25 protein-coding genes are annotated in these 26,349 nt (G+C 65.4%); 6 read left to right on the forward strand and 19 right to left on the reverse strand.

Annotated features, from left to right (window positions below; all coding sequences use genetic code 11):
- Window positions 1–8: 8 nt before the first annotated feature.
- The 6 genes from AAFN88_RS16490 to AAFN88_RS16515 all read right to left on the reverse strand — a co-directional run bounded on the left by AAFN88_RS16490 (window position 9) and on the right by AAFN88_RS16515 (window position 8,593).
- On the reverse strand, window positions 9–941 hold the full coding sequence (locus tag AAFN88_RS16490) for a glycoside hydrolase family 18 protein (protein WP_347521511.1): 933 nt from the start codon (window positions 939–941) through the stop codon (window positions 9–11).
- A gap of 34 nt (window positions 942–975) precedes the next feature.
- On the reverse strand, window positions 976–3,426 hold the full coding sequence (locus AAFN88_RS16495; protein ID WP_347521512.1) for an FAD-dependent oxidoreductase: 2,451 nt from the start codon (window positions 3,424–3,426) through the stop codon (window positions 976–978).
- Window positions 3,427–3,434: 8 nt separating this feature from the next.
- Window positions 3,435–4,310: a choline/ethanolamine kinase family protein gene (locus tag AAFN88_RS16500; RefSeq protein ID WP_347521513.1), complete on the reverse strand. Its 876-nt coding sequence runs from the start codon at window positions 4,308–4,310 to the stop codon at window positions 3,435–3,437.
- 1 nt (window position 4,311) lies between these two features.
- Complete coding sequence (locus AAFN88_RS16505; RefSeq protein WP_347521514.1) at window positions 4,312–6,357, reverse strand: ABC transporter permease subunit; 2,046 nt, start codon at window positions 6,355–6,357, stop codon at window positions 4,312–4,314.
- On the reverse strand, window positions 6,357–7,406 hold the full coding sequence (locus AAFN88_RS16510) for a betaine/proline/choline family ABC transporter ATP-binding protein (protein ID WP_347521515.1): 1,050 nt from the start codon (window positions 7,404–7,406) through the stop codon (window positions 6,357–6,359). Before AAFN88_RS16510 ends, AAFN88_RS16505 begins: the two co-directional genes overlap by 1 nt.
- Before the next feature lie 230 nt (window positions 7,407–7,636).
- A complete protein-coding gene (locus tag AAFN88_RS16515) occupies window positions 7,637–8,593 on the reverse strand; it encodes an ABC transporter substrate-binding protein (RefSeq protein WP_347521517.1) in 957 nt (318 codons plus the stop codon).
- A gap of 250 nt (window positions 8,594–8,843) precedes the next feature.
- Here AAFN88_RS16515 and AAFN88_RS16520 point away from each other — a divergent pair, with 250 nt between their 5' ends.
- From AAFN88_RS16520 to AAFN88_RS16530, 3 genes are all read left to right on the forward strand, one after another.
- Window positions 8,844–9,617 (forward strand): DeoR/GlpR family DNA-binding transcription regulator, encoded by a 774-nt coding sequence (locus AAFN88_RS16520; RefSeq protein WP_347521519.1) that lies wholly within the window; start codon window positions 8,844–8,846, stop codon window positions 9,615–9,617.
- Window positions 9,618–9,669: 52 nt separating this feature from the next.
- Window positions 9,670–10,458 carry an inositol monophosphatase family protein gene (locus AAFN88_RS16525; protein WP_347521520.1) on the forward strand — a complete coding sequence of 263 codons (789 nt, stop codon included), beginning with the start codon at window positions 9,670–9,672 and terminating at the stop codon, window positions 10,456–10,458.
- A gap of 88 nt (window positions 10,459–10,546) precedes the next feature.
- The gene (locus AAFN88_RS16530; RefSeq protein ID WP_347521522.1) at window positions 10,547–11,236 is read left to right on the forward strand and encodes a hypothetical protein; all 690 of its coding nucleotides are present in this window, start codon (window positions 10,547–10,549) and stop codon (window positions 11,234–11,236) included.
- Window positions 11,237–11,285: 49 nt separating this feature from the next.
- Here AAFN88_RS16530 and AAFN88_RS16535 read toward each other — a convergent pair whose 3' ends face one another.
- The 13 genes from AAFN88_RS16535 to AAFN88_RS16595 form a co-directional block, all read right to left on the reverse strand.
- Window positions 11,286–11,765, reverse strand: coding sequence for a lipocalin-like domain-containing protein (locus AAFN88_RS16535; RefSeq protein WP_347521524.1), 480 nt, complete (start codon window positions 11,763–11,765; stop codon window positions 11,286–11,288).
- A gap of 117 nt (window positions 11,766–11,882) precedes the next feature.
- Window positions 11,883–12,842 carry a choline/ethanolamine kinase family protein gene (locus tag AAFN88_RS16540; protein WP_347521525.1) on the reverse strand — a complete coding sequence of 320 codons (960 nt, stop codon included), beginning with the start codon at window positions 12,840–12,842 and terminating at the stop codon, window positions 11,883–11,885.
- A gap of 24 nt (window positions 12,843–12,866) precedes the next feature.
- Window positions 12,867–15,287, reverse strand: coding sequence for an FAD-dependent oxidoreductase (locus AAFN88_RS16545; protein ID WP_347521526.1), 2,421 nt, complete (start codon window positions 15,285–15,287; stop codon window positions 12,867–12,869).
- Window positions 15,288–15,452: 165 nt separating this feature from the next.
- The gene (locus tag AAFN88_RS16550) at window positions 15,453–15,920 is read right to left on the reverse strand and encodes a hypothetical protein (protein ID WP_347521527.1); all 468 of its coding nucleotides are present in this window, start codon (window positions 15,918–15,920) and stop codon (window positions 15,453–15,455) included.
- A gap of 144 nt (window positions 15,921–16,064) precedes the next feature.
- Window positions 16,065–17,174, reverse strand: coding sequence for a c-type cytochrome (locus AAFN88_RS16555; protein WP_347521528.1), 1,110 nt, complete (start codon window positions 17,172–17,174; stop codon window positions 16,065–16,067).
- On the reverse strand, window positions 17,158–18,492 hold the full coding sequence (soxC, locus tag AAFN88_RS16560) for a sulfite dehydrogenase (protein WP_347521529.1): 1,335 nt from the start codon (window positions 18,490–18,492) through the stop codon (window positions 17,158–17,160). The genes AAFN88_RS16555 and soxC overlap by 17 nt, the downstream gene beginning before the upstream one ends.
- A gap of 50 nt (window positions 18,493–18,542) precedes the next feature.
- On the reverse strand, window positions 18,543–20,237 hold the full coding sequence (gene soxB, locus AAFN88_RS16565) for a thiosulfohydrolase SoxB (RefSeq protein ID WP_347521530.1): 1,695 nt from the start codon (window positions 20,235–20,237) through the stop codon (window positions 18,543–18,545).
- Window positions 20,238–20,354: 117 nt separating this feature from the next.
- A complete protein-coding gene (gene soxA / locus AAFN88_RS16570; RefSeq protein ID WP_347521531.1) occupies window positions 20,355–21,215 on the reverse strand; it encodes a sulfur oxidation c-type cytochrome SoxA in 861 nt (286 codons plus the stop codon).
- Between the two features lie 84 nt (window positions 21,216–21,299).
- Window positions 21,300–21,626, reverse strand: coding sequence for a thiosulfate oxidation carrier complex protein SoxZ (gene soxZ / locus AAFN88_RS16575; protein WP_347521532.1), 327 nt, complete (start codon window positions 21,624–21,626; stop codon window positions 21,300–21,302).
- Window positions 21,627–21,648: 22 nt separating this feature from the next.
- Window positions 21,649–22,092 (reverse strand): thiosulfate oxidation carrier protein SoxY, encoded by a 444-nt coding sequence (soxY, locus tag AAFN88_RS16580; RefSeq protein WP_347521533.1) that lies wholly within the window; start codon window positions 22,090–22,092, stop codon window positions 21,649–21,651.
- Window positions 22,093–22,118: 26 nt separating this feature from the next.
- Window positions 22,119–22,577 (reverse strand): sulfur oxidation c-type cytochrome SoxX, encoded by a 459-nt coding sequence (gene soxX, locus AAFN88_RS16585; RefSeq protein WP_347521535.1) that lies wholly within the window; start codon window positions 22,575–22,577, stop codon window positions 22,119–22,121.
- Between the two features lie 225 nt (window positions 22,578–22,802).
- The gene (locus AAFN88_RS16590) at window positions 22,803–23,387 is read right to left on the reverse strand and encodes a thioredoxin family protein (protein ID WP_347521536.1); all 585 of its coding nucleotides are present in this window, start codon (window positions 23,385–23,387) and stop codon (window positions 22,803–22,805) included.
- 11 nt (window positions 23,388–23,398) lie between these two features.
- Window positions 23,399–24,133, reverse strand: a complete 735-nt coding sequence (locus tag AAFN88_RS16595; RefSeq protein WP_347521537.1) for a cytochrome c biogenesis protein CcdA — start codon at window positions 24,131–24,133, stop codon at window positions 23,399–23,401.
- 136 nt (window positions 24,134–24,269) lie between these two features.
- Here AAFN88_RS16595 and AAFN88_RS16600 point away from each other — a divergent pair, with 136 nt between their 5' ends.
- The 3 genes from AAFN88_RS16600 (at window position 24,270) to AAFN88_RS16610 (ending at window position 26,330) form a co-directional block, all read left to right on the forward strand.
- Complete coding sequence (locus AAFN88_RS16600; protein ID WP_347521538.1) at window positions 24,270–24,686, forward strand: transcriptional regulator; 417 nt, start codon at window positions 24,270–24,272, stop codon at window positions 24,684–24,686.
- Between the two features lie 108 nt (window positions 24,687–24,794).
- The gene (locus tag AAFN88_RS16605) at window positions 24,795–25,145 is read left to right on the forward strand and encodes a metalloregulator ArsR/SmtB family transcription factor (protein WP_347521539.1); all 351 of its coding nucleotides are present in this window, start codon (window positions 24,795–24,797) and stop codon (window positions 25,143–25,145) included.
- A gap of 96 nt (window positions 25,146–25,241) precedes the next feature.
- The gene (locus AAFN88_RS16610) at window positions 25,242–26,330 is read left to right on the forward strand and encodes a YeeE/YedE family protein (protein ID WP_347521541.1); all 1,089 of its coding nucleotides are present in this window, start codon (window positions 25,242–25,244) and stop codon (window positions 26,328–26,330) included.
- Window positions 26,331–26,349 lie beyond the last annotated feature (19 nt).

A 26,349-nucleotide genomic window follows, 5' to 3' on the forward strand; every position in this document is an offset into this window, starting at 1 on the left:
GCCCCACTTCAAGGCCGCAACGCCGGGGCCAGCCTTTCGTTCCAGTAGCGATGATCGGCGGTATGGGTCGAGAACTGCCAACCGCCGATCCCGCCGAAGTCCGCGCCATAGCGCGACACGAGCGGCGCCACGATCCGATCGCGCACCACCTCGGGCGGCTGGTAACCATTGCTCGCGTCGTCCCGGTAGATCGGCAGGCCGACGAGCGTTTTCTGCGCCGGCCAGGCGAAGCCCAGGGCACCACCGGTGATGCCCGCGTAGGAGGCCGGGAAAGGGTCTTTCTCGGCGCCGACAAGATGGCTGGCGATGGGCAGGTCGAAGTCCGGGTTGTTGTAGTACTGGACCATGATCCAGTCGATGTCCGCTCCGGCCTGACGCAGAATGTCGAGGTAGGGGCCGCCGTGCCAGGACGGATCCAGATAGGGCGCCTGCGGGGCATGGGTGATCAACGCGCCCTCCGGCAAGGCCTTGCGCAGCTCGCGGGTCAGCGCCACGAGGAAGCCCCGGCCATCGAAGGCGCCCTTTGCGGGCGGGCGCTGCAAGGCGGCCTCAATTTCGAAGTCAATATCGACGCCATCCAGGCCGTGCGCGGCAACAAAGCCGGCAAGCACGGCGGCCAGCGCAGCTTCCCGGCCGACAGCGGCGCGGTAAGCCTCCAAGCGCATGTAGCCGCCGCCGAAGGAGATCAGCACCTTCTTGCCGTCCGCCTGCAACCTGCCGACCGCCGCCAGAGGCGCCTCCAGCCGTGGGTCGGGTGCCAGCTTCAGGCCATCCGACAGGGTCACGAAGGAAAGGATGACATGGCTGTACGGCAGCCCGACCAGATCCTCCGCCGGGCTGGCATCGGAATTGTAGTAGACGACGAACCTGGGCGTGCCGGGGCTCTCAGCCGCTGCGGCGCAGGGCAGCAGGAGAAGAAAGATCAGGCACAGCAGGCGCAAGAGCTTCTCCCTCGGAACAAGGGCGTAGCATAGCCTAGGCTTTCACCCGCGCCATCTGCGGATCATACAGCGCCTCCAGGTGCAGGGCACAGGGAACCCGTTCCGCAGCGACTTCCAGCTCGTAGCTGCCGGAGGTCAGGAAAGCCTCGTCGACGCCCGCCGCGTTGCGCACGTAGCCGTAGCCGATGGGCTTGCCCACCGTGTGGCCGTAGCCCGCCGAGGTCAGCCAGCCGACACGCTGGCCGTCGCGGTAGATGGTCTCGCGGCCCAGCAGCACGACCTCGGGGTTCTCGACGGTGAAGCAGGCCAGCATCTTCTTCACGCCGCCGGAGACCTGCGCCTCGATGGCGGCGCGGCCCTTGAAGTCGATATTCTTCTTCAGCTTCACCGCCCAGCCGAGCCCGGCCTCGACGGGCGTGTGGTCAGGGCCGATGTCACTGCCCCAGGCGCGGTAGCCCTTTTCCAGGCGCAGGGTCTCGATGGCGCGGTAGCCGGCATTGGCCAGGCCGTGGCCCTCGCCCGCCTTCATCAATGCCTCGTAGACGTTGACCGCGTACTCGGTCGGCAGGTGCAGCTCCCAGCCCAGCTCGCCCACGTAGGTGACGCGCAGGGCCAGCACCGGGCAGCCGGCGATGCCGATGCGCTTCGCCGTGCCGAACTTGAAGCCCTCGTTGCTGACGTCGTCGCGGGTCACCTGCGCCAGGATGTCGCGCGACCTGGGGCCCATGAGCGACAGCACCGCGTTGGCCGAGGTGACGTCGAAGAGCTGCGCGTTCATGCCATCCGGGATGTTGCGCTTGATCCAGTCGAAGTCGTGGGTGGCGAAGCCGGTGCCGGTGACGATGTAGAACTCGTCGTGGGCCGTGCGCGCCACCGTCAGGTCGCACTCGATGCCGCCCTTGTCGTTCAGCATCTGGGTGTAGGTCAGCGAGCCCACCGGCTTGGCCACGTTGTTGGCGCAGATCCAGGACAGCGCGTCCTCGGCGTCGGGGCCTTTGAGGACGAACTTGGCGAAGCTCGACTGGTCGAAGAGCACGGCGGCCTCGCGCGCCGCCTTGTGCTCGCGCCCCACCGGCTCGAACCAGTTGGGGCGGCCAAAGCTGTAGCGGTCCCTGGCCTCCTCGCCCTTGCCGGCATCGGCGTACCAGTTGGGCCGCTCCCAGCCCAGCTTCTCGCCGAAGCAGGCGCCCTGCTGCTTCAGGATCGAATAGAGCGGCGAGCGGCGGCAGGGCCGGCCGCTGTCGTGCTCCTCCGAAGGCCAGGCGATGGTGTAGTGCTTGCCGTAGGCCTCCAGGGTGCGGGTGCGCACCCAGTCGGTGTCGAAGTGCGGGCGCCCGAAGCGGCGGATATCGACAGGCCAGAGATCGTAGGGCGGCTCGCCGGCGTGAACCCATTCGGCCAGCGCCTGCCCCGCGCCGCCGCCCGCGGCGATGCCGAAAGCGTTGAAGCCGGCGCCGACGAAGAAGTTCTTCAACTCCGGCGCCTCACCCAGGATGAAATTGCCGTCGGGGGTGAAGCTCTCCGGCCCGTTGATCAGCTCGCGCACGCCCGCGGTTTCCAGCGCCGGTACGCGGCCCAGCGCCAGTTCCATGAGCTGCTCGAAATGGTCGAAGTTGGAATCCAGCAGCGAGTAGTGGAAGCCCTCCGGGATGCCGTCCATGGCCCAGGGGATGGGGTTGGGCTCGTAACCCCCCATGACCAGGCCGCCGACCTCCTCCTTGTAGTAGGTCAGGCGGTCGGGATCGCGCAGGGTCGGCAGCTTCGAGGGCACACCCTCTATGGGCTCCGTCACCATGTACTGATGTTCGACGGAAACCAGCGGCACGTTGACGCCGACGGTGGCGGCGAGATCGCGCGACCACTGGCCGGCGCAGCAGACCACGACCGCGCAGTCGATGCGCCCCTTGTCGGTCACCACCGCCGTTACCCTGCCGTCCTCAACCTCTATGGAGAGCACGGCGGTATCCTCGCAGATCTTCACGCCGTTCTGGCGTGCGCCTTTGGCCAGAGCCTGGGTGATGTCGGCTGGGTTGGCCTGGCCGTCGGTCGGCAGGAAAGCGGCGCCGACCACATCGTCGACGGTCATCAACGGCCAGAGCTCCTGCGCCTCCTTCGGCGTCATCAGGTGCATCTCCAACCCGAAGGAGTGCGCGGTGGTGGCCTGGCGCTTGACCTCCGTCCAGCGTTCCTCGTTGCAGGCCAGGCGCAGGCCGCCGTTCATCTTCCAGCCGGTGGCGAGCCCGGTCTCCCCTTCCAGGGTGTTGTAGAGCTCCACCGAGTTTCCCAGCAACTGCGTGATGTTGGCGTTGGAGCGCAACTGGCCGACCAGTCCGGCGGCGTGGAAAGTCGTCCCGGAGGTCAGCTTGTGGCGCTCGATCAAAACGGTGTCGCTCCAGCCGAGCTTGCCCAGGTGGTAAGCGGTGGAACAGCCGACAATGCCGCCGCCGATGACGACCGCCTTTGCCGTGGAAGGGAACTCGCTCATGGATATCCTCAGCTTTGCTGAAATTCTTTAACGGCGGCCTGGAAGCGCGCCAGGTTCTCGGCGGTGTAGGCCGGATAGTCGAAGTCGATGTCCGAGTGGATTTCGGAAACCATGGACCACAGGGTCTCGCGCAGTAGGGAAGCGCACTTCATCGCCTGGTAGCGCCGCCGCAGGCCGTCATCCACCGGCCGCTCGAAGTAGGTCTCCAGCATCCAGTCTTCCTGCGCGGGCGAGAGGCCGTTGTTGGAGGCCAGCCCGCCGAGATCGAAGAGCGGCGAATTGAAACCGGCATAGTCCCAGTCGATGAGCCACAGGCGCGCGCCGTCGTCGATGAAGTTGGCGGGCAGCAGGTCGTTGTGGCCGAAGACCATCGAGACGTCGCCCACCGCCTCCTCCAGCTTCTGCGCCAGGGTCAGCAGGGACGGCAGCAGGCTGGCATGCGCGCTGTCGCCTTCCTTCAGGGTCCAGGCGTAGTCGCGGATCACGTGGAAAACCCAGAAGGCCAGCGCGGGCCCGCGCAGGAACTTCGGCAACTCCCGGTGACAACGGATGACCAGCGGCAGCGCGCGCTCCAGGGTCTCCTGGCGGCGCAGGTCCTCCTCGCCCAGGGTCTTACCTTCGATGAAGTCGATCACCAGCACGCCGGGCTCGTGATAGACCACCGCCGGGGAGATCCCCGCCTCGGCCGCGGCGCGGCTGGCCGCCAGCTCGTTGAAGCGCATGACTTGGTGGATTGGGATGTCGTCGCCGACGCGCACCACGTACCTGCGCCCGGCGTCCTCCACCAGGAAGTTCACGTTGGTGATCCCGCCGGAAAGCGGCTGCGGCTCGACCTTGCCCTGCCAGAGCTTCAGCGACGTGACTTTCTTGCGCGGATCGGTCATGTCAGCGGCCTCCTTCCGCGGCCAAGCCGAGGCGCGCGCGGGCGCGCCGGGCCCCGGCGGCGATCAGGCGGTCCGCAATGATGGCGATGAAGGCGACGGAGAGGCCGGCGACGATGCCGCGCCCGGTGTCCGCCTTGGTCAGTGCGATGTAGACCTCCTGGCCCAGGTCGCGGGTACCGACCAGCGCGGTGATCACCAGCATGGACAGCGCCAGCATGATGGTCTGGTTGATGCCCAGCATGATCTCCGGCAGGGCCAGCGGAAGCTTGATGCGCCACAAGAGCTGCCAGCGGGTACAGCCGGAAACCGTGCCGGCTTCGACGAGCTGCGGATCGATGGAGCGGATGCCGTGGGCGGTGTAGCGCACCGCCGGCGCCAGGGCGTAGAGCACCACGGCGATCATGGCGGTGAAGTCCCCGACGCGGAACAGCATGACCACCGGGATCAGGTAGACGAAGCTGGGCAGCGTCTGCAGGGTGTCGATGAAGCCGCCGATGACGCGCCCTGCCTTGTCGTTCTGCGCCGCCACGATGCCCAGCGGGATGCCGATCAGCGCGGCGATGAGCACCGAGACGCCGCAGAGATAGATCGTCTCCATGGCGTCCTGCCACAGGCCGTTGACCAGGATGAAGCCGGACAGCAGGAAGCAGAGCAGAGCCAGCTTCCAGCGCCCGAGCTGCCAGCCGGCCAGCGTGACCAGCGCGATGAACCAGGGCCAGGGCACCCCCAGCAGGAAGCGCTTCACCGGCACCAGCAGGTTCAGCACCATGAAGGTCTTCACCGCCTCCAGCTGGTCGAAGTAGTTGACGTTGATGGTCTGGACCAGGTTTTCCCAGAAGGCCCCGGTGGTGATCTGCGCCGTCGCGGGATAGCTCTGCAGGGCCGGCAGCACCAGGCCCAGCAGGCCGGTCGCGAGGATGACCGCCAGCGCCGCCAGGGTGTAGGGATGGCGCTTCGCGAAGGACGGAGCGGTCTCGCCATGCTCCGGTGGCGGCCGGTTCACGAAGGCCTGGCTCAGCCGGTCCAGCGCGATGGCCAGCACGACGATGGCCACGCCGGCCTCCAGCCCGCCGCCGATATCGAGGCGGCGCAGCGAGGTCAACACGTCGTAGCCCAGGCCGCCGGCGCCGATCATCGAGGCGATGATCACCATGTTCAACGACAGCATGATCACCTGGTTCACGCCGACCATGAGGCCGGGCATGGCCGAAGGCACCAGCACCCGCCAGGTCATCTGCCGGCCGGTGCAGCCGACCATGGTGCCGAACTCGCGGATTTCCGAGGGCACGCCGCGCAGCGCCAGGGTGGTGATCCGCACCATGGGCGGCATGGCATAGATCACCGTGGCCACCAGGGCGGACACCGGGCCGAAACCGAAGAGGAAGAGGATCGGCACCAAGTAGGCGAAGATCGGCACCGTCTGCATGAGGTCCAGCACCGGCGTCAGCATCCGGTCGAACCAGCGCCAGCGGTATCCGGCGATGCCCAGCAGCAGGCCGCCGCCCACGCCCAGAGGCACGGCGATGAGGATCGAGGCCAGGGTAACCATGGCGCTTTCCCACTGGCCGAAGATCGCGAGATAGAGGAAACAGAGGCCGACGAAGACCGCCAGGCCGATGCTCTTGGCGTAGTGGCCGATGGCCGCAACCACGAAGACCACGGCGATCCAGGAGAGCGGCGGCAGCCACTGCACGGCCTCGTCGCCCAGGCCCTGCACGAAGCCGCTGACCAGCACCGCCTTGGCCAACTCGTAGGGCTGTTCCAGCAGCCAGGCGATGCCGCGGGTCAGGTCGGTAAAGCTGAAGAGCCCGAAGTGGGCGTCCTCAACCAGCCACGACATGAAGGTGCTGATGTCGTCCTTCACGGAGACCCGCAGATCGCGCGGCACCTTGACCAGCCAGCGCGCGTCGAGCGCCTTGGAGAGGTCTCGGCTGGTGTGCGCCAGGACGAAGGTCGCCACCCCCAGCAGCAGCCAGGTCAGCGCAGCCGGCGAAACCGGCAGCGCCTTCGCCTTGGAGGCGGCGGTGTCCAGCGCCGGCTCGGCCATCAGCCCTTCTCCCCGCTTGGGTTGGGCCGGCCGATGAGAGTGTCGATGACCGCACGGCGGTCGAGGCTGCCGACGACGGTGCCGGACTCGTCGACCACCGCGAAGGGCTTGCCGGCGGCTTCCACCCGGTCCGCCACGGTCTCGATGCGGTCGCCGGCGGCGACCTGCCCCGCCACTTCGCCGGCGGGCGTCCCGGGCTGCATCACCGCGCGCACGCTCAAGACCTTGGCACGCGGAATGTGGCGGGTGAATTCGGCCACGTAGTCGTCGGCCGGGGCCAGCACCAAACGCTCGGGCGTATCGACCTGGATCACCGCGCCGTCCTTCATGATCGCGATGCGGTCGGCCAGGCGGATGGCCTCATCGAAGTCGTGGGTGATGAAGACGATGGTCTTCTGCAGCATGGACTGCAGGCGCAGGAACTCGTCCTGCATCTCACGGCGAATCAATGGGTCAAGCGCCGAGAAGGGCTCGTCCAGGAACCAGATCTCCGGCTCCACCGCCAGCGAGCGGGCGATGCCGACGCGCTGCTGCTGGCCGCCGGAGAGCTCTCGGGGGTAATAGGCCTCTCGACCCTTGAGGCCGACCAGTTCGATGACTTCCAGGGCGCGCGCCTCGCGGCGGCCGCGGGCGACGCCCTGGACCTCCAGCGGAAAAGCCACGTTCTGCAGCACCGTTAGATGCGGCAGCAGGGCGAAATGCTGGAACACCATGCCCATCTTGTGACGCCGGATCCGGATCATCTCGCGCTCGCTGGCGCGCAGCAGGTCGGTGTCCTCGAAGAGAATCTGACCCGCTGTCGGCTCGATCAGCCGCGAGAGGCACCGCACCAGCGTCGACTTGCCCGAACCGGACAGGCCCATGATGACGAAGATCTCGCCCTGGCAGACCTCGATATTGGCCTCGCGCACCGCGCCGATGAGGCCGGCGGCCTGAATCTCCGCCAGACCGGGAGGGTCCGCTTGTTCGGCCAGGAAGCGCTCCGCGCCATTCCCGAAGAGTTTCCAAACGTCGCGGCACGCCAGCTTGACGGGCTTGTTCTGCATCATCGCCTCGAAGTTCCCCTGTTCGGGGGAACGATGAGATACCCGGCACCCAAACTCAATGGCCGAACCCAAATCTCTTGGTGATGGAAGCTGCGTCCGCCGCCGTCCGGGCAGGTCTTTCGGCCCCGGACGGCGGCCGGCGTCTCCCGCGGGATCACGCCGGTCGCCTCCCAGACCCCTGATCACTCAGGGGACACACGCGCAGGGGGTCTCACTGCGCATCACGTCATGGATCACTTGATCCAGCCGCTCCAGGTTGCCTCGTTCTTGGCAATCCAGTCGGCGACCACGCCGTCCAGGTCCTTGCCGTCCAGATCGACGTCGGCGACCATGGCGCCCATTTCCTCGTTGCTGACCTTGAAGGCCTTGATGGCCGCGTAGGCGCCCGGCCACTTGTCTTTCACACCAGCCCAGGAAACCTTCCAGATCGGCCCGCGCGGCTTGCCGCAATCGTAGGCCATGTCGGGATTGCTGCCCCAGGAAGGATCGTTGTAGCACTCTGCGGTGTAGGCCGGAAATTCGACCCACTCACCCTCGTACTTGATCGGCGCCCAGTGCGGTGCATAGACCCACAGCAGAACCGGCGCCTTGCGCTGATAGGCGGATTCGAGCTCGGCGAAGAGCGCCGCGTCGGTCCCGGCGTGCACCACCTCGTAGTCCAGTTCCAGAGCCTCGGCGCGCTCGTCGTCGAAGCCGCCCCAGGTCACGGGACCGCCCAGGTAGCGGCCGTTGGGCGCCGTCTCCGGCGTGGAGAAGGCCTCGGCGCAGTCGTTGAGGGCTTCCCAATCGGGCAGGCCCGGGCACTTCTCTTTCATGTAGGCGGGATACCACCACTCCTCGATGGCCTGCATTCCGGTCTCGCCCAGGTTCTCGACCTTGCCGGTGGCGGTGGCCTCGTCCATGGCCTCGCGGCCCGTGGTTTCCCAGATTTCCATGGCGACGTGCAGGTCGCCGGTCTTCAGGCCCGCGAACTGCGCGATGTAGTCGGCCTGAACGTATTCGACGTTGTAGCCGGCCTTCTTCAGCACCTCGCCCATGAGCTTCGTGGTGATGAGCTGGCCCGTCCAGTCGTGCAGCGTGAGCTTGATGGGATCCTTGGATTCCACCTCCGCCAGCGCGCCCCCGGCCGCGCCCAGGCCGACCGCCAGGCACAGTCCCGCGCCCAGCAGCTTCTTCAGATGTGTCCGCATCCTACTGTCCTTCCCGTTCCGATTCTTTTGTGCCTCTTTTTCCCCGGCTCCCGGCCGGCATTGCGGCCAGGGAACGGGAACATTCTTCTGCCAATACCCACATCTGTCAACGCAAGATATGTGGTTTTGTGGGTTTTCGGGTATTTCTAGTTGCCCGCCCAACCAAGGTTGCGAAATACTGGGGTCCGAGCCGCGCGGGAGCCACCGCCCCCGGGCGCCCAATGTCGTTACCTGCCGATGGTTTCAGAAAATGCACTCAACGCACCGCGAGATGGAGATTCTCGACGAGCTGAAAGTCTCCGGGTCGTGCCGCATCCAAGACCTGGCACGGCGCCTCGACGTCTCCGAGGAAACCATCCGCCGTAATGTGAAGAAGCTCGCCGGGCGCGGCCTGGTGCGCAAGGTGCACGGCGGTGTCTACCTGCCCGATGCGGTGCAGGAAGCGCCCTTCGCACAGCGCATGGACGAGAACCCGGACGCCAAGCGCCTCATCGCCGGGCAGTTGGCGCGGATGATCAAGAACGGCGACTCGCTGATCCTCGATATCGGGTCCACCACCGCCTATGTGGCCCGCGCGCTGCGCGGTCACCACGACCTCTTCGTGGTGACCAACTCGATCGCCGCGGCGCAGATGCTGGCGACGCGCAACAACAACCGGGTCTTCATGGCCGGCGGCGAGCTGCGCGCCCACGACGCCGGCGCCTTCGGGCGCGAGGCGATCAGTTTCGTGCGCCAGTTCTCGGTGCAGTACGCCGTCCTCTCCGCCGCCGCCATCGATGCCGAGACCGGCTTCATGCTGTTTGATCTCCAGGAAGCGGAATTCTCCCGGGAGATCATCCAGCACGCCGGCAAGTCCATCATCGCCGCCGACGCCACGAAGTTCGGCCGCCGCGCCCCGGTGCGCATCGAGGCGCCGGACGTTGTCGACACCCTGGTGACCGACGCGGCGCCGCCGCCGGACATCTCCGCCTTCCTGACCGATGCCGGGGTCAACGTGGTGGTCGCCGAGACGGCACCGCAGTAAGCCGCCCCCCCCTCTGTTCGATGCCTTTGGATTTTACTGGAGGAGTTTCACCGTGAGCGAGATTTCCGTCGCGGACCTGCTGCAAGCTGCCCGCGACGTTACCGCGGCGGCCATCGCCGAGCCGCTACGCCACTACCGTGCCGGCTTTTCCGTCGAGCAGAAGGCCGACGAGAGCCCCGTCACTATCGCCGACCGCGAGACCGAGGCGGCGCTACGCCAGGCCATTGCCGCACGCTTCCCGGACCACGGCATCCTTGGCGAGGAGTACGGCAGCGAGGGACTGGATCGTAAGTTCGTTTGGGTCGTCGATCCCATCGACGGCACCAAGTCTTTCATCTCCGGCTCGCCCCTCTTCGGCATGCTGACGGCGGTGCTGAGAGCGGGCAAGCCGGTCGCCGGGATCATCCGCATGCCGGCGCTGGGCGAATGTTACGGCGGGGCGGCTGGCGTCGGCAGCGACCGTGACGGCACTCCGATTGCCTGCCGCCGGGGCGTGACGCCGGAGAAGGCCTTCCTCTGCATTAACGAGGCCAACGGCCTCATGGCCGACCACCCCGCCGCCTTCCAGCGCCTGATGAAGTTCGGCGCCTACCAGCGCCTGACCTACGACTGCTATCCCTACGCCCAACTCGCCGGCGGACAGGTCGATGCCGTTGTCGACTACAATCTTCAGCCCTACGACTACCTGCCGGTGGTGCCCGTCGTGGAAGCCGCCGGCGGCGTCATCACAGACTGGCAAGGCCAACCGCTGACGCTGGAGTCAGACGGCCGCGTGGTCGCGGCGGCCAGCGTAGAGATCCACGCGGCGCTGCTACGGACCGTCGCTGGCTCGCTTTCGTAATCTTATTGTTACCTGCGGCTGAACAAAAACTCGCCGCAATCGACCTCTCAACTCACAACCCTCCGGTTCCTGTTGGAGTGATTCTGAGATGCTGAGAACGCTGCGCTTCTGCCTCCTGTTCTTCCTATCAGGAAGCTCGGCCTGGGCGGGCATGCCTATCGACAAGTCTGCAACCTGCCCTGTCGGTGGCGAGGAATTCACAATTACAGGCACGGCAAGCTGCACCACCATGGGCCGGACCATGTCATTTCGGCCACAAACCTCCTGCGATTTCATCACCAGACTTCCCGTCTGCCCGTCAAATGGGCTTCCGATGTTTGATGAATTTACCGAGGACCAGATTGCCGAGCTAAAATTGTTTCTGAAAACCTCCGAATACGAGAAAATCAAGGCACTTCCGCCGTGGCAAAGGGCATATGCTCTCGCCGTTCAACTCGGCCAATCCGGAACGGAGCAAGCATTCTGGCTGCTGCAGAATTCGATGTGGTATGAAACGGCTTCTTTCTTTGAGAGCCGGATTGCACTGGATCAACTGCTTCACGAAGCCGAGTTTGAGCTGAAGCGAGCGCCCGAGAACACAAAGCCCTACATGAACTCCGTACTCGCTTATGCCTTGGCCTACGCCGGGCGGATAGAGGAGTCGAAGGAGAGGTTGAAGTTCGCTGAACAGGCCCCCAACACGCCCGAGTATCTGCAGAAGTACATCTCCGCAATCAGGGCATGCCAAGCCGATATCACGTCTGAGGACTGTCAGCCGAACGCCCGCCTCAACCCTTAGCCAGCCGCCATCCCTTCGTCAGTACCGTGATTGAGTGGCCAGAGATTCATCAGCTTCTGTTCTTGCGCACTTCATGGTCGCCCGTGGCTCGGGCAGGCGCCGCACGCTCCCAGAGAACGTAGGCCGTGCCCGGGTGCCCGTGGAACGTCGCACCGGTCGCGCTCAGCTCCAGGCGGTCACCGTCGAAGCGCACCTGGCGTAGCTGCTCCGTTCCAACCCAGTTGGGACAGGAGGCCTGCGTAACCTTATGGATGACTACGTCTCCCCGATAATCGTAGGGACCGGCGTAGGATATCTGCGACTTCATCGCCGCGGCGTCTTCCTCCGGCGTACCGCCGAAAGGATCGTTCACCGCGTAGAGCCGGCGGTTCGCGGCCGTGAGATGGACGAAGACGAAGCCGTCGCCCGAATAGCTGATGTATCCCGTCGCCCCCTCGCCCAGCGGGTAGGTCTTTTCACCCTCGTCCGTCACGTTGTACCAGCGGATCAACTGCCAGGTTCCGACCAGCGGATTGCTTGGCGTTGGCATGTGTCACCTCCCTCGCCCTGCAAAGAGACGACTGCTGTTCATTGACCCCGTCTCAGGTTTGTACAGCACGCTTGCCGCGTCAGCCAAGAACCGTCCTGCGGCTGGAAGGCTCTGCCGTCATCCCGCCTTCACCGCCGCCACGTGCCCGGCGAAGGCCGGGTCGTTCATCAGCTTCTGGCAGCGTTCGAAGCGGCCGACGGAATAGGCCCAGAAGTCCTCGGCGGAGTTGCCGTTGGCGTGCTGGATGAGGCCCCAGAGGGTCCACAGCAAATCGCACATGGCCTTGTAGATGACCATGCGCCCCATCTGCGCGGCTGAGGGCGCGCCGCCGCAGTAGGCCGCCATCATCTCGGCATCCTGGGCGGCGTCGAAGCCAGCTTCCACCGAGAGGTCGCCCAGGTCCCAGAGGGGATCGTTCATGCCGGAATACTCCCAGTCGACGACCCACATCTTCTCGCCGTCGTCGAGGAAGTTCTCGCAGAGCGGGTCGCAGTGGCAGGGCGCGAGCGCCGCCGGGTGGGCGTCCAGCGCCGTGCGCACCGGCTGCGCCGCCTCGACGACGGCATGGTAGCCCTCCGGCAGTTCCGCCTTCGCCTTGTCGAGGATGCCCAGGTAGTCGTCGATCATGGCGAAGAGCTCGAAGCGGAAACGGAACTCCTGGCCGCAGCCGTGCATCTGCTTCAGGGCGCGGGCCGCGCGGGCGGGCGAACCCGGACGTGCGCGGAACTGTTCCGGTGACATGGTGACGATACCGTCGATGAAGCGGGTCATCATGACGCCGGTCCCGGCGTCGCCGTGGATCACTTCGGCGGAAACCCCCGCCTGCGCGGCCACCCGCGCGTTGTGCAGTTCAACCTCGCGGTCGATGTAGTCCTCGGTCCCCTTGCCGGGAATGCGCAGGATGAAGCGGCGGCCGTCACCGAAGTCGAGCTTGTAGACCAGGTTGGTGAGACCGCCCTGACGCTCCAGGGAGAAATCCCCGGCGCGCGTGGCCTCAAAGCCGGGAATCCTCCACAGCGCCTCCAGCACCGTCTGAATACCGTCGCCTGACTCCGTTATGACACCCCCGTCCGTCATGCCTGCTCCCCTTTCTGCTCTTCCTCAGGCTTTCAGCCTCTCGTTCTGCGGATCATACAGCGGCCCGGCGGTCCGCCGGGCACGGAAGTGCTGACCGAAGGATTCGATTTCGAACTCGTCCTCTTTCGCCAGCTTACTCGGCAGATAGCCGTAGAGCACCGTCTTGCCGACCGTGGTCCCGAAACCGGCGCTGGAAACGAGACCGACAGTCTCGCCGTCCTTCAGGATGGTCTCGCCGCCGAAGACCGGCACGGCCTCCTCCACCGTGAAGGTGCAGAGCCGCCGCGCCACGCCCTCGGCCTTCTGCTTTTCCAGCGCCGCGCGGCCGATGAAGTCGCCCTTGGACTTCAAGTGGACGCGGAAGCCCAGCCCTGCTTCGTAGGGACTGTAATCCGGCGTTACGTCGGCGCTCCAATAGACGTAGCCCTTCTCCAGGCGCAGGCTCTCGATGGCGCGGTAGCCGACGTCGCGGAGGCCCAGCGGCGCGCCGGCCGCCTGCAGCGTCTCGTAGACATGCGCCCCGTATTCCGTCGGGACGTGCAGCTCCCAACCCAGTTCGCCGACGTAGCCGATGCGGATGGCCAGCACCGGCGCCGCGCCGATGGTGATTTGCCGGGCGGTGGCGAAGGGGAAGGCCTCGTTGGAAACGTCTTCCTCCGCCACCTGTTCCAGCACCTGGCGCGCCTTGGGGCCGCAGAGGTTCACCACCGCCTTGCCGGAAGTGACCTCGATGAGGAATGCGGATCCGTCTTTCGGAAGCTGGCTCTCGATCCAGTGGGCGTCGTGGACGCCGAAGCCCGAGCCGGTGACGATGTAGAAGTGGTTCTCGCCCAGCCGCGTCACGGTCAGGTCGGCCTCGATCCCGCCGCGCTCGTTGCAGAGCTGGGTGTAGATGACCGAGCCCGCCGGCTTGTCCATGTTGGAGACCGCGAGGCGCTGGATGGCGCCGAGGGCGCCGGGGCCGCGCAGCTCGAACTTGGAGAAACTCGACTGGTCGATGAGGGCCACGCCCTCGCGCACCGCCCGGTGCTCCTCGGCCACGTGGGGCGTCCAGTTCTGCCCGGTGAAGCCGGGCTTGTCCACCGGCTCGACGCCTTGCGGCGCGAACCAGTTGGGCCGCTCCCAGCCGTTCTTGGAGCCGTAGACCGCGCCGCGCGCCTTAAGGGTCTCGTAGAGCGGGGAGCGGCGGATGCCGCGCGCCACTTCGCTCTCCTGGCCGGGATAGCGCATCTTGTAGTGATGGGCGTAGTGCTCCACCGCGCGCGGATACATGAAGGCGCGGGTGCCGTGGTGATAGCTGAAGCGGCGGATATCGAGCGGCCAGAGGTCGAGGCTCGGCCGGCCCTCCAGGATCCACTCGGCCATGATGGCGCCCGCCCCGCCGCCGGCGGCGATGCCGTAGAGGAAGCCGGTGGCGACGAAGAGGTTGTCCAGCTCCGGGGCCTTGCCCATGACGAAATCGCCGTCCGCCGAATAAGGGATCGGCCCGTTGATGAGCTGGCGCACGCCGACGGTGTTCACCACCGGGGTCACCTGCCCCGCATAGGTGGCCAACGGTTCGAAGCGGTCGAAGTTCTCGGGCAGGAGTTGGCGCGCGAACTCGCCGGGAATGCCCCGGTCCCCGAAGGGAACGGTGTCGTCCTCATAGCCGCCGATCACCAGCCGCCCGCCGGCATCGGGCTTGTAGTAGACCAGGCGGTCGGGGTCGCGCAGGGTCGGCAGGTCCTTCGGCATGTCGGGGATCGGCTCGGTCACCAGGTACTGGTGCTCCACCGCGCAGGCCGGCACGTTGACGCCCAGCTTCCTGCCCAGCTCGCGGCTCCACATGCCTGCGGCCAACACCACCGTCTCGGCCGTATAGCCGCCATCGTCGGTTTGCACTTCGGTGATGCGTCCATCGGTCACCGTGGCATCCAGCACCTTCTTGCCCTGGACAATGGTCACGCCCTGGCGGCGCGCGCCGGCGGCGATGGCCTGGCAGAGGCTGGCCGGATCGACCTGGCCGTCGGTCGGGATAAAGGCGGCGCCCAGCACGCCCTTGGGATCGATCAGCGGGAAGAGTTCATAGGCTTCCTGCGCGGTGATAACCTGCATCTCCAGGCCGAAGCTGCGCGCCATAGTGGCCAGGCGCTTCACCTCCATCATGCGGTCGGGCGAAGAGGCCAGGCGCAGGCTGCCGACCTTCTTCCAGTCGATGGCCTGCCCGGTCTCCGCTTCCAAACGGTCGTAGAGCTCGACCGAACGCTGCAGCATCCGCGTGGTGTTGCGCGAGGAACGTAGCTGACCGACCAGCCCCGCCGCGTGCCAGGTCGCCCCTTCCGTCAGGGACGCTTTTTCAAGCAGAACGATGTCTTTTTCGCCGGCCTTTGCCAGATGATAGGCGATGGAGCAGCCGATGATTCCGCCGCCGACAATGAGATATTTGCAATGAACTGCGCCCGACACGTCCCGGCCCCCTCGAAAACCCAGCAGGGAAACTGTGCCGGAATTCCCACATTAGTCAACAATCCGCATGTGATTTTGTGGAAATAGCCGAAAAAGCCTTCGACTCCTGCGTCAGGCGCTTCGGGAAGCGGTCGGGGGAACCGGGGCAGCAGCTCCCAAGGCCTTTCAGGGGCGGACCAGCGTCCAACCCTCTTCATCCAACGTCACCAGGTGGGCGACGCCGGTCTGGACGACCTCCGTCCCCTCGATCAGCGGCGGCACCGCACCTTCGTTGCGGGCCATGGTGTCCAGGGTGTTCCCGCAGGCTTGGAAGGTGACGTTGATCATGCTGAGCATGAAGTTCTCCAGGCGCTTGCGCACCGGCGACGTATCGGCGCGCAGCATGTGCAGCCCGTCGTTGTAGGCAACGATCTGAATCTCAACCTCTTCGCCCATGGCGCTGTAGTGGCGCGACACGTTGGCGGCCACGTCGAGCACGCTGTTCATCTTACCGAGTTCGGCCTCGGTGATGTAGAGCGCCAGGCGATGATATCCGTCAGCGGCCTGGGCGGCGGCCCGAGACGCCAAGCCGCCGCTCAGGCCACCGAAAGCCAGAAGGACGGCCAGAGAAACCGACATCAAGCAACGCACCATATGCCCCTTTCCTCGCACGGGCGGCGCCACCCGGTTGCCTTGGCACCAGCGGCGCCGGAACCGCGGATACTACGACAGGATGGGAAGCGCGCGAAGCCCGCTACGGCTCAAATCCGAGTGAGGTGACGTTCCGGAGCGGCACGGTCAGTCGACCGCGCCCACCCCCTGCTCGTCGTCCGCGGCATCGGGAGTTACGTCCAGCACTCGCGCCCGCATGGTGATCTCGACTGGGTCCGGCTTGCAGTCGGTCATGCAGGGCTCGCCCTTCTTCAGGTAGTGCGCCTCTTCCCCGCGGTCGTCCATGAAGAAGTTATCCTCGTTCGGCAGGCGTATCTCACTGAAGTTCTCGTTCGACAACACGAACTCGTCGTCGGTGACCACGTCATTGAGATACAGAAGGTAGGCCGTGATCGCATAGACCTCGCCGTCGCTCAGCGAACGGGCGTCGCCGAAGGGCATGGCCCGGCGCACATAGTCGTAGACCGTCGAAAGATAAGGCCAATAAGAGCCGATGGTCTTTACCGGACGTTCCGCCGTCAGCGTGTCCTGGCCGCCGGCCAGCACCGGCCAGCGGTCGCGGCCCTCGCCGAAGTCGCCATGACAGACGGCGCAGACCTCGGCGAAAACCTCCTCACCTTCGGCGACGCTGCCGCGCCCGGCCGGCAGCCCCGTCCCGTCCGGCCGGATATCGATATCCCAGGCCGCGATCTCCGCCGCCGTCGCCTCACGGCCGAGATGAAAAACTCCATGGGTCGGCTGGGGTGTGTCGGCAGCCGGCATGGAAGCACCGGCGGGCGCCGAGGCGGCCGCGGCCTGCTGGGAAGGCGCGTCGGCTGGCTCGGCAGCAGCCGCCGGTTTCGAACCTTCGGAGAAGGTCTCCAAGTAGGCGATCACGTCGGCCCGCTCGTCCTCCTTGCGCAGACCGGCGAAGCTCATGCGGTTGCCCTTGATGTAGTCCCTGGGCTTTTCCAGGTATGCCGAGAGAGAGTCTTCATCCCACACGACACCGCCCTCGCCCGCCGCGACCATAGCGGCGGAGTACTTGAAGCCTTCGACCGTGCCGGCGGAGCGCCCGACAACGTCGTTCAGATGCGGACCGACTTTGTTCTTGGCGCCCTCGCCCACCGCATGACAGGCCTTGCACTTCTTGAAGACTTTCTCGCCCTTGGCTGCATCGCCCTCGGCGGAGGCCGAAGCCAGAGGGATCAGCAGCGCCAGGGTTGCCGCCGTTGCGACCCTAAGAAACTTCGACATTCTCGACCACCCCATCCGCTTTCACGTACCAGGTTTGAATTCCGTTGTTGTGATAGATCGAGTTCTCCCCACGGGCGAGGCGCAACTCGTTCTTCGTCGGCTGGATATAGCCGTGCTCGTCAATGGCGCGTGACTGCAACAGCAATTCCGAACCGTCCCAGTCGATATCCAGATAGAAGCGGTGCAGCGCCTTATCCAGGCTGGGACCGTCGATCCGCGCCGCCTGCCAGTTGCGGCCGCCGTCGACACTGACGTCGACCCGTTTGATCGTGCCGTTGCCCGACCAGGCCAGACCGGAGATCACCAGCGGCCCGCGGCCGTGGGTGACCGGCGCCTGGGGGCTGGGACTGGTGATCACGGACTTCACGTCCATGACCCAGGTAAAGCGCCGGGCCTTGCCGTTGGCCAGCAGGTCGGTGTACTTCGAGGTCTCCTCGCGGTGGTGCCAGGGCTTGTCGCCCACCTCCAGGCGGCGCAGCCACTTCACCCACATGTTGCCCTCCCAGCCCGGCACCACGAGGCGCAGCGGGTAGCCCTGCTCCGGACGCAACGCCTCGCCGTTCATCTTGAAAGCGACCATGCAATCGTCGAGCGCCTTCTCCATGGGGATCGAGCGGCTCATGGCCGATGCGTCGGCGCCCTCGGCCAGCAGCCACTTGCCGCTGGCCTTGACGCCCGCTTCCTCCAGGATCGTGCGCAGCTTGACGCCGGTGTAGACCACGCAGTGGACCATGCCGTGGGTAAACTGGCAGCCATTCAACTGGGCGCCGCGCCACTCCATGCCGGAATTCGCGGCGCACTCCAGGAAGTAGACCCTGTTCTCACGCGGGAAGCGCTTCAGATCCTCCATGGTGAAAACCAGCGGCGTGTCGACCAGCCCGTCAATCATCAGCCGGTGCTGGGCGGGGTCGACGTCGGCAATACCCGCGTGATGACGCTCGAAGCAGAGGCCGTTGGGGGTGATGATGCCATCCAGTTCGTGCAGGGGCGTGAAATTCACCGAGGAAACCGGGTCCGCCGTCAGCCAAGCCACGTTACGGCGCACGACATGCTCCTCATACTGCGAGGGCGTGCCGTAGGGACGCGCATCGACGCCATCGCCCAGATAGCGGTTCCAATCCTGGATCTCGGTGATCGCCGGATCGTCTGCGGCGAGGGCCGGCCGGACCTGCAGACCGGCAATGGCCGCCCCCGCGCCGGCCGCCAAGCCGGTGGTCAAAAGCCGACGCCGCGAAGGATTGGCGACGCCGGCCGCGTCTTCCACCGCTTGCTGTGCCGCTGGAGGCACTGATTTCTTCCTGCCGGGTACGCTCGACATTCATTCGCTCCGAAATGTCCTGGCGCAGGCCGCGCCGCTTTTTCGAACCTTTAGCCGGCCACCTTGACCGACTGGTTCTCTTCCACGTGAACGTTGGGGTTCTTCTGCAGATGGGCCTCAACCACATCCCAGATTGGAGGACCCTCCGTGCCTTCGTTGACGGAGGCCCAGCCGGCCACGACGTAGTCGCGCGCCGGGTCGATCGCTTCGCCGGTGGCGAGCAGGGTCATCTCCGTGATCCGCGAGCCGATCTCCTTCGCCGGGTCGATGCGGTAGCCCATGCCGCCGACCCGCACCATGTCCCCACCCTGCTGGTAGTAGGGATCGGGGTTGAAGAGGTTGTCGGCCACGTCCTCCAGGATGTCCTTGACGAGTTGACCGCTCATGGTGGAGCGATAGGCCTCGGGATAGGTCATGGAACAGGCGTTATGGACGTCCTCGACGGTGATCGCCTGGCCCGGCAGCAGCGACGTCCCCCAGCGGAAGCCCGGAGAAAGTGCGATCTCGGCGTCGCGCTCGGCCAGCAGCGCCTGGCAGATCAGATCGTCGAAGGTGCCGTTGAAGTTGCCGCGGCGGTAGAGCAGGGAGTCGGTGCGCCCCAGCTCGCGCTGCAGTTCGTCTTCGTAGGGCGCGCGCAGCCTGTCGATCAGGGCTGCCGTCTCCGGGTCCGGCGCGATGACGTCGGAGAACACCGGGATCAGTCTATAGCGGTAGCCCTTGACCGCGCCGTCGGCGACATTGAGGTCGACGCGCGAGACGAACTTGCCGTTTGAGCCCGAGGCGATCAGCATCGTCTTGCCGATCATCACCGGCTCCGGAAGCGCGTCATGGGTGTGGCCCGAAAGCAGCACGTCGATACCCTCGACGCGGCTGGCCAGCTTGCGGTCGACGTCGAAGCCGTTGTGGGAGAGCAGCACGATAACCTCGGCGCCTTCCTCCTTCGCCGCCGCGATGTTCTTCACGACCTCTTCCTCGCGGATGCCGAAGCTCCAGTTCGGGATCATCCAGCGCGGATTTGCGATGGGGGTATAGGGGAAGGCCTGACCCAGGACGGCAACCTTCACGCCGCCGCGCTCGAAAATCTCATAAGCCTTGAAGGCGGGCTCCATCCACTCGTCGTCGAAGATGTTGCCGGCCAGCAGCGGGAAGCGTAGCTGCTCGACGATCTCGTTCACCCGGTCGGTGCCGTAGGTGAATTCCCAGTGCGCGGTCATGGCGTCGGTGCCCAGGGCATGCATGACATCGACCATGTCCTGGCCAGCGGTCTCGTTGGCCGTGTAGCTGCCCTGCCAGGTGTCGCCGCCGTCCAGGAACAGCGTCTTGTCCTCGCCGCGCTCGGCGCGCACCCGCTTGACGATGGTGGCGACGCGGTCCAGACCGCCCATCTTGCCGTAGGCCTTGGCCAGGGAGACGTAGTCAACAGACGTCAGGGCATAGGCTTCCGGGCTGCCAGGCGTCAGGTTGAACATCTTCAGGAAGTCCGCGCCGGTCACATGCGGCGGCAGGCCTTCGACCTCGCCGACACCCAGATTGACCGAGGGCTCGCGGAAATAGAGTGGCTTCATCTGGGCGTGGATGTCGGTCACGTGCAGCAGCGTGACGTTGCCGAAGTCCTCCGCCGCCAGCAGATCATCCTCGGTCAGCGCCTGCTGGGCGGCGGCCTGGCTCCAGCGGCCATGCATCCCCGGCCCGAAGATGGCCGCCAGGGCCACCGAAGCGGTGAGGAAATCGCGTCTAGAGAACATAAAACCCCTCTCTTCCTGTCCGCGCTTTCACGCCGACGGACAGGACCGTCGCACAACAAATTGAGAATGTCAGGGCCGGCGGCGGCGGCGTTGCGGCCGCCGCCGGCCCTTAACCACTTACTGCCGGACGGCCGGGGTTTCGATCGAAAGGCCGGTACCGCGCCAGGTCACGTAGACCTCCAGCGCCATGAGGTCGTCCGAAAAAGCCGCCGGGAACTCCGCGCGGGTATCACGAATGCAACCGCGGAAACGGTTGTGCAGCGAGACCATGTTGGCCTGCTTGAGGCGATAGGTCGGGAAGCCGTTGACGTTGCCCTGACTCAGGTGGTCCGCCCGAATGTAGTTGCCGTTGTTGTCTTCATGGCAATTGGCGCAGGAGAGATTCAACTGCCCCGTACGGGTGTAGTAGACATCCTTGCCTTTTTCCCACCAACTCTGCAGTTCGCCCTGGGTAAGATCCACCTTCATGGGCAGGCCCAGCGACTGATGCTTCACGAAGGTGGTCAGCGCCTTCTGATCGGCCGCGTCGAACTTGTAAGGCTCCGCCTTCATGTTGTTCTCGCGGCACTTGTTGATCTGCAGTTCCATATTGATCGGGCGCTTGGCGGCCTCGTCCCATTTCGGATAGGAGACCGCGACACCGGCCATGCTCTCCGAGGCGTCGCCGTGACAAGACGCACAGGACTTGCCCGCCTCGCCTTCAACGGTATTCCAGATCTCCTCACCGCGCTCGACATAAAGCATCGCGGGGTTCGCGAAGCTGTCGGCCTCCAGGGCGCGGGTCTCCGGCGTCCGGTACAGCCAGCCCGAAAGCACCTCGTCCAAGGGATGCCCTTCGGGCGGCGCGGCCCGCGTCACCATTTTTTTCTCGCCGTCGATAACCAACTCGTCATCCGCCGGCTCGGCACTGACCATCGAGATGGCCATACCGGAGGCGGCTGCGGCGGCGACAGCCGCCAGGATTATTCTTTTCTTCAACACATTCCCTCCCGTTGGTGCCTCGCCCATCCGGCCGGGCCGCAGTTCTGCCGTTCCGGCTCCGGCCGTCCATGGCCTCGAGACTTACTTGACCTCGATGCCCTGCTCATGGGTGTAGACGTCACCACTGTCGTCCACCCAGGTGAACTTAAAGGTGCCGCTCTCCATCACCTTGGCGTTGAACTCGAAGTAAGGATTGGCCGAGATCGCCGGATCGAGGTCGCAGGAGAAAACGGGCTTCCCTTCGAACTCGCAGGTGAATTTGTTGATGATCTGCCGCGGAATCACATTTCCGTCTTTGTCCTTGCGCTGGCCGGATTCCATCTTGTGGCTGATCAGCGTCTTGATGGTAATCACTTCGCCGGCGGAGGCCGACTTCGGAACTTTCACGCGGGGTTTGGGCGCTGCCATTTTCGTATTCCTCGCTTCTCGATCAGCCGCCGCAGCCGCCGATCGTGACCTTGACCTGCTTCTTGTCCATGAAGACGGACCCGTCGCTCATCTTGGCGACCGCAATCACGTTCTGCGTTTTCGCCAGGCGCATACGGGTCGTCGCACTGGCCTCGCCGCTCATCGGCGTGAAGTGGAAAGTGGCAACGGCCGGATTGGGGTTGCCATCGGCCAGGAGCGTCACAGATTCGACGTAGGAGCTCTCCGTCATCTCGCTTTCCACCGAAACCGTGATCGGCACGGTATTGCCGTTCTCGGCGATCTCGGGCGCCTTCAGATCGATCTTGCCGCTGCCCGGCGACTTGCCGCCGGTGAATTCCATCAGCATCTTCTCGGTAGCGGCCTCGTCGGCAAATGCCGGGGCGAACGCCATGAAGGCAGCGGCCCCCGCGGACAGTCCGAGCACCTGGCGTCGTGTTACTTGCATTGGTGTTCTCCAGTTAGGCTTGTCGGTCACTTGAGCGTGCCGAGATAAGCAACGATCGACTCAACCTGATCGGCGGTCAGGATGGTCTTGCCGACCAGATCCTTGCGGACGTCCTTGCCGACCTCCAGCGAATAGAACCCCGGCATTACGGTCTGCTCACCGAAGACCGCCTTGGAATTGACGATGATTGCGCGCAACTCCTCTTCCGACCAGCGCTCGGCCACGCCGTCCAGCGACGGACCGACTTCACCGTGGAAGAGCTGCTCGCTCATTTCCGAATTGGCATGGCAGGCCAGGCAGTTGCCCAACTTGCGATCGGCGAAGAACTTGCGGCCGTCGGCGACGTTACCCGGGCTTCCCGTCAAAGACTTGGACACCACTCCATCGACGATCATCACGTCGTTCGGGGCCGTATCCATGGCCACGGCCGTCGTGATCCCGGCAAAAAGCGCGGCCGCGGCGAGAGACATACGTGCTGCAATCATGGGCGTCGTTCCTCAGCTTTGTCGTCCGCCGCGTTAGATGCGGCGGTTGTTTTGTGTAACCTTAGCGGCCGAAGAGCAGCCATTCAATGCATAAATTGCAATTCTTGAATGTGTTGTTACTCCAACCCTAAGCGCTTACGAAATTTGCGTTTTTCTATCCTTGGCAGGCTCGGCAACCACCTGGGATGACCAAGGATCATATACCTCGACCCGAGGCCTCCGCGGCTAGTCCGTGTTCTCGATTCCCGCGGCCGCGCGCTCGCGGATCCGCCTGGCGTGGTAGCGCTGGAAGTCCTCCTCCCCCTCGTAGCGCTTCTCGCGAACCCAGGTGAACATGTCGAGGAAGGTGCCCTTCGAGAACGCCCCCGGCATCGCCGCGACGGCGGCCTGGGCCGCGTTCCGGCTGCCGTCGGCTTGCTCCGGCAAGAACAGGATCGTCGGAGTGAAGAGGACCCCCCACTTGCGCACCGCGCTCTTCTCCGGCAACACCTCGCCGTCCAGGTCGGTGATCTCCTGGTTTCCGTGCAGGTCGTACTGGACCATCATGAAGTTTGCCTTGATGTAGTCGCGCACCTGGGGATCGGTGAGGACCTCCTCGTGCACCTTGCGGCAGTAGATGCAGCCGCGCTGCTCGACGATGATCGCCAGCCTCTTCCCTTCTTCCCGGGCCGACGCCAGGTCTTCCTGAATGTCCTTGAAGGTCAGGGAGAACCATTCCGGTTTGTGCAGGCCGTCGTCGCCCAGGGTGACCGCCCAGGCCGCCGAAGCGGGCAGACAGAACGCGAGAACCAGCAGCAGGCGCTTCAGCATTTCACTCCTCCTCATCCAATGTCCTGAAAGGCGGGAAACGTATTCAGCAGCCAGTTGGCGATCTCCACCATCTGGCCGGTCATGAAGAGAATCCCGGTCAGCACCAGGACGCCTCCCATCGCCATTTCAATCTTGTGCATATGCCGTTTGATGCGGGCCGCCCAATTGAGAAACCGCGTCGCGAAGACCGCCGCCAAGAGGAACGGCAGCCCGATGCCCAGCGAATAGATCGCCAGCAGCAGCGCGCCGCGGCCGGCCGTCGCCTCCGCCCCGGCCACGAAGAGAATGGCCGCCAGCACCGGACCGACGCAAGGCGTCCAGCCGAAGGCGAAGGCCAACCCCATGACGTAGGCGCTGACGACTCCCGTCGGCTTGCGGCTCACTTGCACCCGGGCCTCGCGATACAGCAGCGCGATGCGGAAGACGCCCAGGAAGTGCAGGCCCATGATGACGATCAGCGCGCCCGCAATGATCGAGAGAATATCGAAGTACTGGGCGATCGACTGACCGACGACGCTGGCCGTGGCGCCCAGGGCGACGAAGACGGTAGTAAAGCCCAGGACGAAACCGACGGCGGCCAGGATCAGCCTGCGGGTCGAGTCGGCACCACGCGCTTCGTTCTGCAGTTCGTCGAAAGTCAGGCCGGCCAGATAGGCCATGTAGGGCGGCACGATCGGCAGGACGCAGGGGGAAACGAAGGAAATCAGGCCGGCCAGAAAAGCACCGCCGTAGGTGACGTCGAGCATTCAGCGAAACTCTTGAAAAAGTACCACAGCCGGTCGAAGCTCCCCCGCTTTCCGGTCGGGCCGCCGGATTTGCAATACATGCATTAATTCATATATATTGTGACAGTTCAATCGGGATTCCACACCGCTGCGAAAGATGATTGCTTTTCGGTCCAGCCTCGCCTCGCTGATCCTCGCCGCCGCCCTGGCCGCCGGCGCGGCCGGCCTGCCCGTCGCCACAACCGACGCGGCGGCCGCCGAACTGGTCATGCTGGAGCGCCCGGGCTGCGCTTGGTGCGCCCGCTGGAACCGCGAGATCGCTCCCATCTATCCGTTGACCGAGGAAGGCCGCCGCGCGCCGCTGCGCCGGGTCGATGTGACCCGGCCTTGGCCGGAGGATCTGGAGGGCATCGAAGGTGACCTCTACACCCCCACCTTTATCGTGGTGGAGAACGGTGCGGAGGTCGCGCGGCTGCGCGGCTATCCGGGCGACAATTTCTTCTGGCCTTTACTCGGCGAAATGCTGAACCTGCTGCCACCGGCCGCTGACGTCCCGCGGCCGGATAGCAGCTGAACCGGGGCTGGTGTATAGTCGGTGCCGTCCGCGGCATGACCGCCGCGGCGACAGTCCCCAGGGCTCCTGGGTCAAGAGTAGGTGCAGGACAGTACGACGGATCTACAGATGGCCGACCTAACTTCCAATGCCGCCGCCATGGACATCGACATTCTGATGGATCAGGCGCGCAAGGCCGGCGACCTGTTGAAGGCGCTGTCCCACGAGAGCCGCCTCCTGATCCTCTGCATTCTGGTCAACGGCGAACGGTCGGTTTCCGAACTCGAGGAAATCATGAACATGCCGCAGGCGGCCGTATCGCAGCAGCTTGCCCGCCTGCGTTTCGACCGGCTGGTGACCACGCGCCGCGAAGGGCGCATGGTCTACTACTCGATCGCCGACGACGAAGTCGCGCGCCTTGTGGAACTCATCTACGAGTTCTTCTGCAAGCCCGCGCGGGAACAAGGCCGCGATAGGTAAGCGGCCCCGCGCCAGCCCCGAAGCGGCGGCCGGCGTCAACGAAAGGCCCCGCCGCCGCGCGGCGCGCGGCAGGGCCGGAACCGATGGGAGGAGTCGATGCAGGACGTCGGCTGGCTGTTACCAATTGCCGGAGGTCTGGCCGGAATCGTCATCGGTGCCGCCGCCCGGCGCGACCGCTTCTGCACTTTGGCGGCGCTGGAGCGCCTCTGGTACGCCAACGACAGCAGCGGCCTCAGGACATGGATCCTGGCGGCGACGGTGGCCCTGATCGCCACCCAGGCCATGGCACTGACCGGCGTGATCGACCTGACGCAGGCCTTTTACCTCAATCCGAATTTCGGCTGGACCGGCGCCATCCTGGGCGGGCTCGCCTTCGGCTTCGGCATGGCCCTGGTGGGCACCTGCGGTTTCGGCGCGCTGGTGCGCCTGGGCGGCGGCAGTCTGAGGTCCCTCGTGGTGCTGCTGGTGCTGGGGCTGTCGGCCCTTGCCGCGCAGCGTGGCCTCATCGCCCAGGGCCGCGTCGAGATCGTCGACAACCTGGCCGCCGACCTCAGCTTCGCCGGCGACCAGTCGCTGGGCAGTATCTTCTCCGCGCTGCTGGGCTTCGACGCGCGCCTAGTGGTGGCCCTCGCCGCCGCTGCCCTGCTGCTCACTTGGATATTTTCCTCGGCCAACTACCGCCGGCGCCGCGGCAACATCGTCACCGGCTGCATCATCGGCCTGGGCATCGCCTTCGGCTGGCTGGCCACCACTTGGGCGGCCCAGCGCGCCTTCGAGCCGATACAGATCGAGGCCGGCTCCTTCGTCGTGCCCGTGGGCGACACCCTCATCCAGTTCATCGCCTTCACCGGCGTGCTCCCGGACTACGGCGTCGGCCTGGTCATCGGCGTCGGCCTGGGCGCTGCGCTGGTGGCTTGGCGGAAGCACGACGTGCGCTGGGAGGCCTGCGACGACGCGCGCGAGCTGGGCCGTCACATCGTCGGCGCCTTCCTGATGGGCACCGGCGGCGTCTTCGCCATGGGCTGCACCATCGGTCAGGGCGTGACGGCCGCCTCCACCTTGGCCGTCTCCGCTCCGGTCGTGATGCTTTCCATCGCCGCCGGCGCGCGCCTCGGCCTCGCCTATCTGCTGGAAGGCTCGGTCTGGAGCGTCTTCCGCATTACGCATCGCGAATCTGCGGAGTAGTCCCGCGCAGCGGTCTTCA

Origin of the sequence: Pelagibius sp. CAU 1746, from assembly GCF_039839785.1 — a bacterium.
Classification (GTDB): Bacteria; Pseudomonadota; Alphaproteobacteria; order Kiloniellales; family Kiloniellaceae; genus Pelagibius.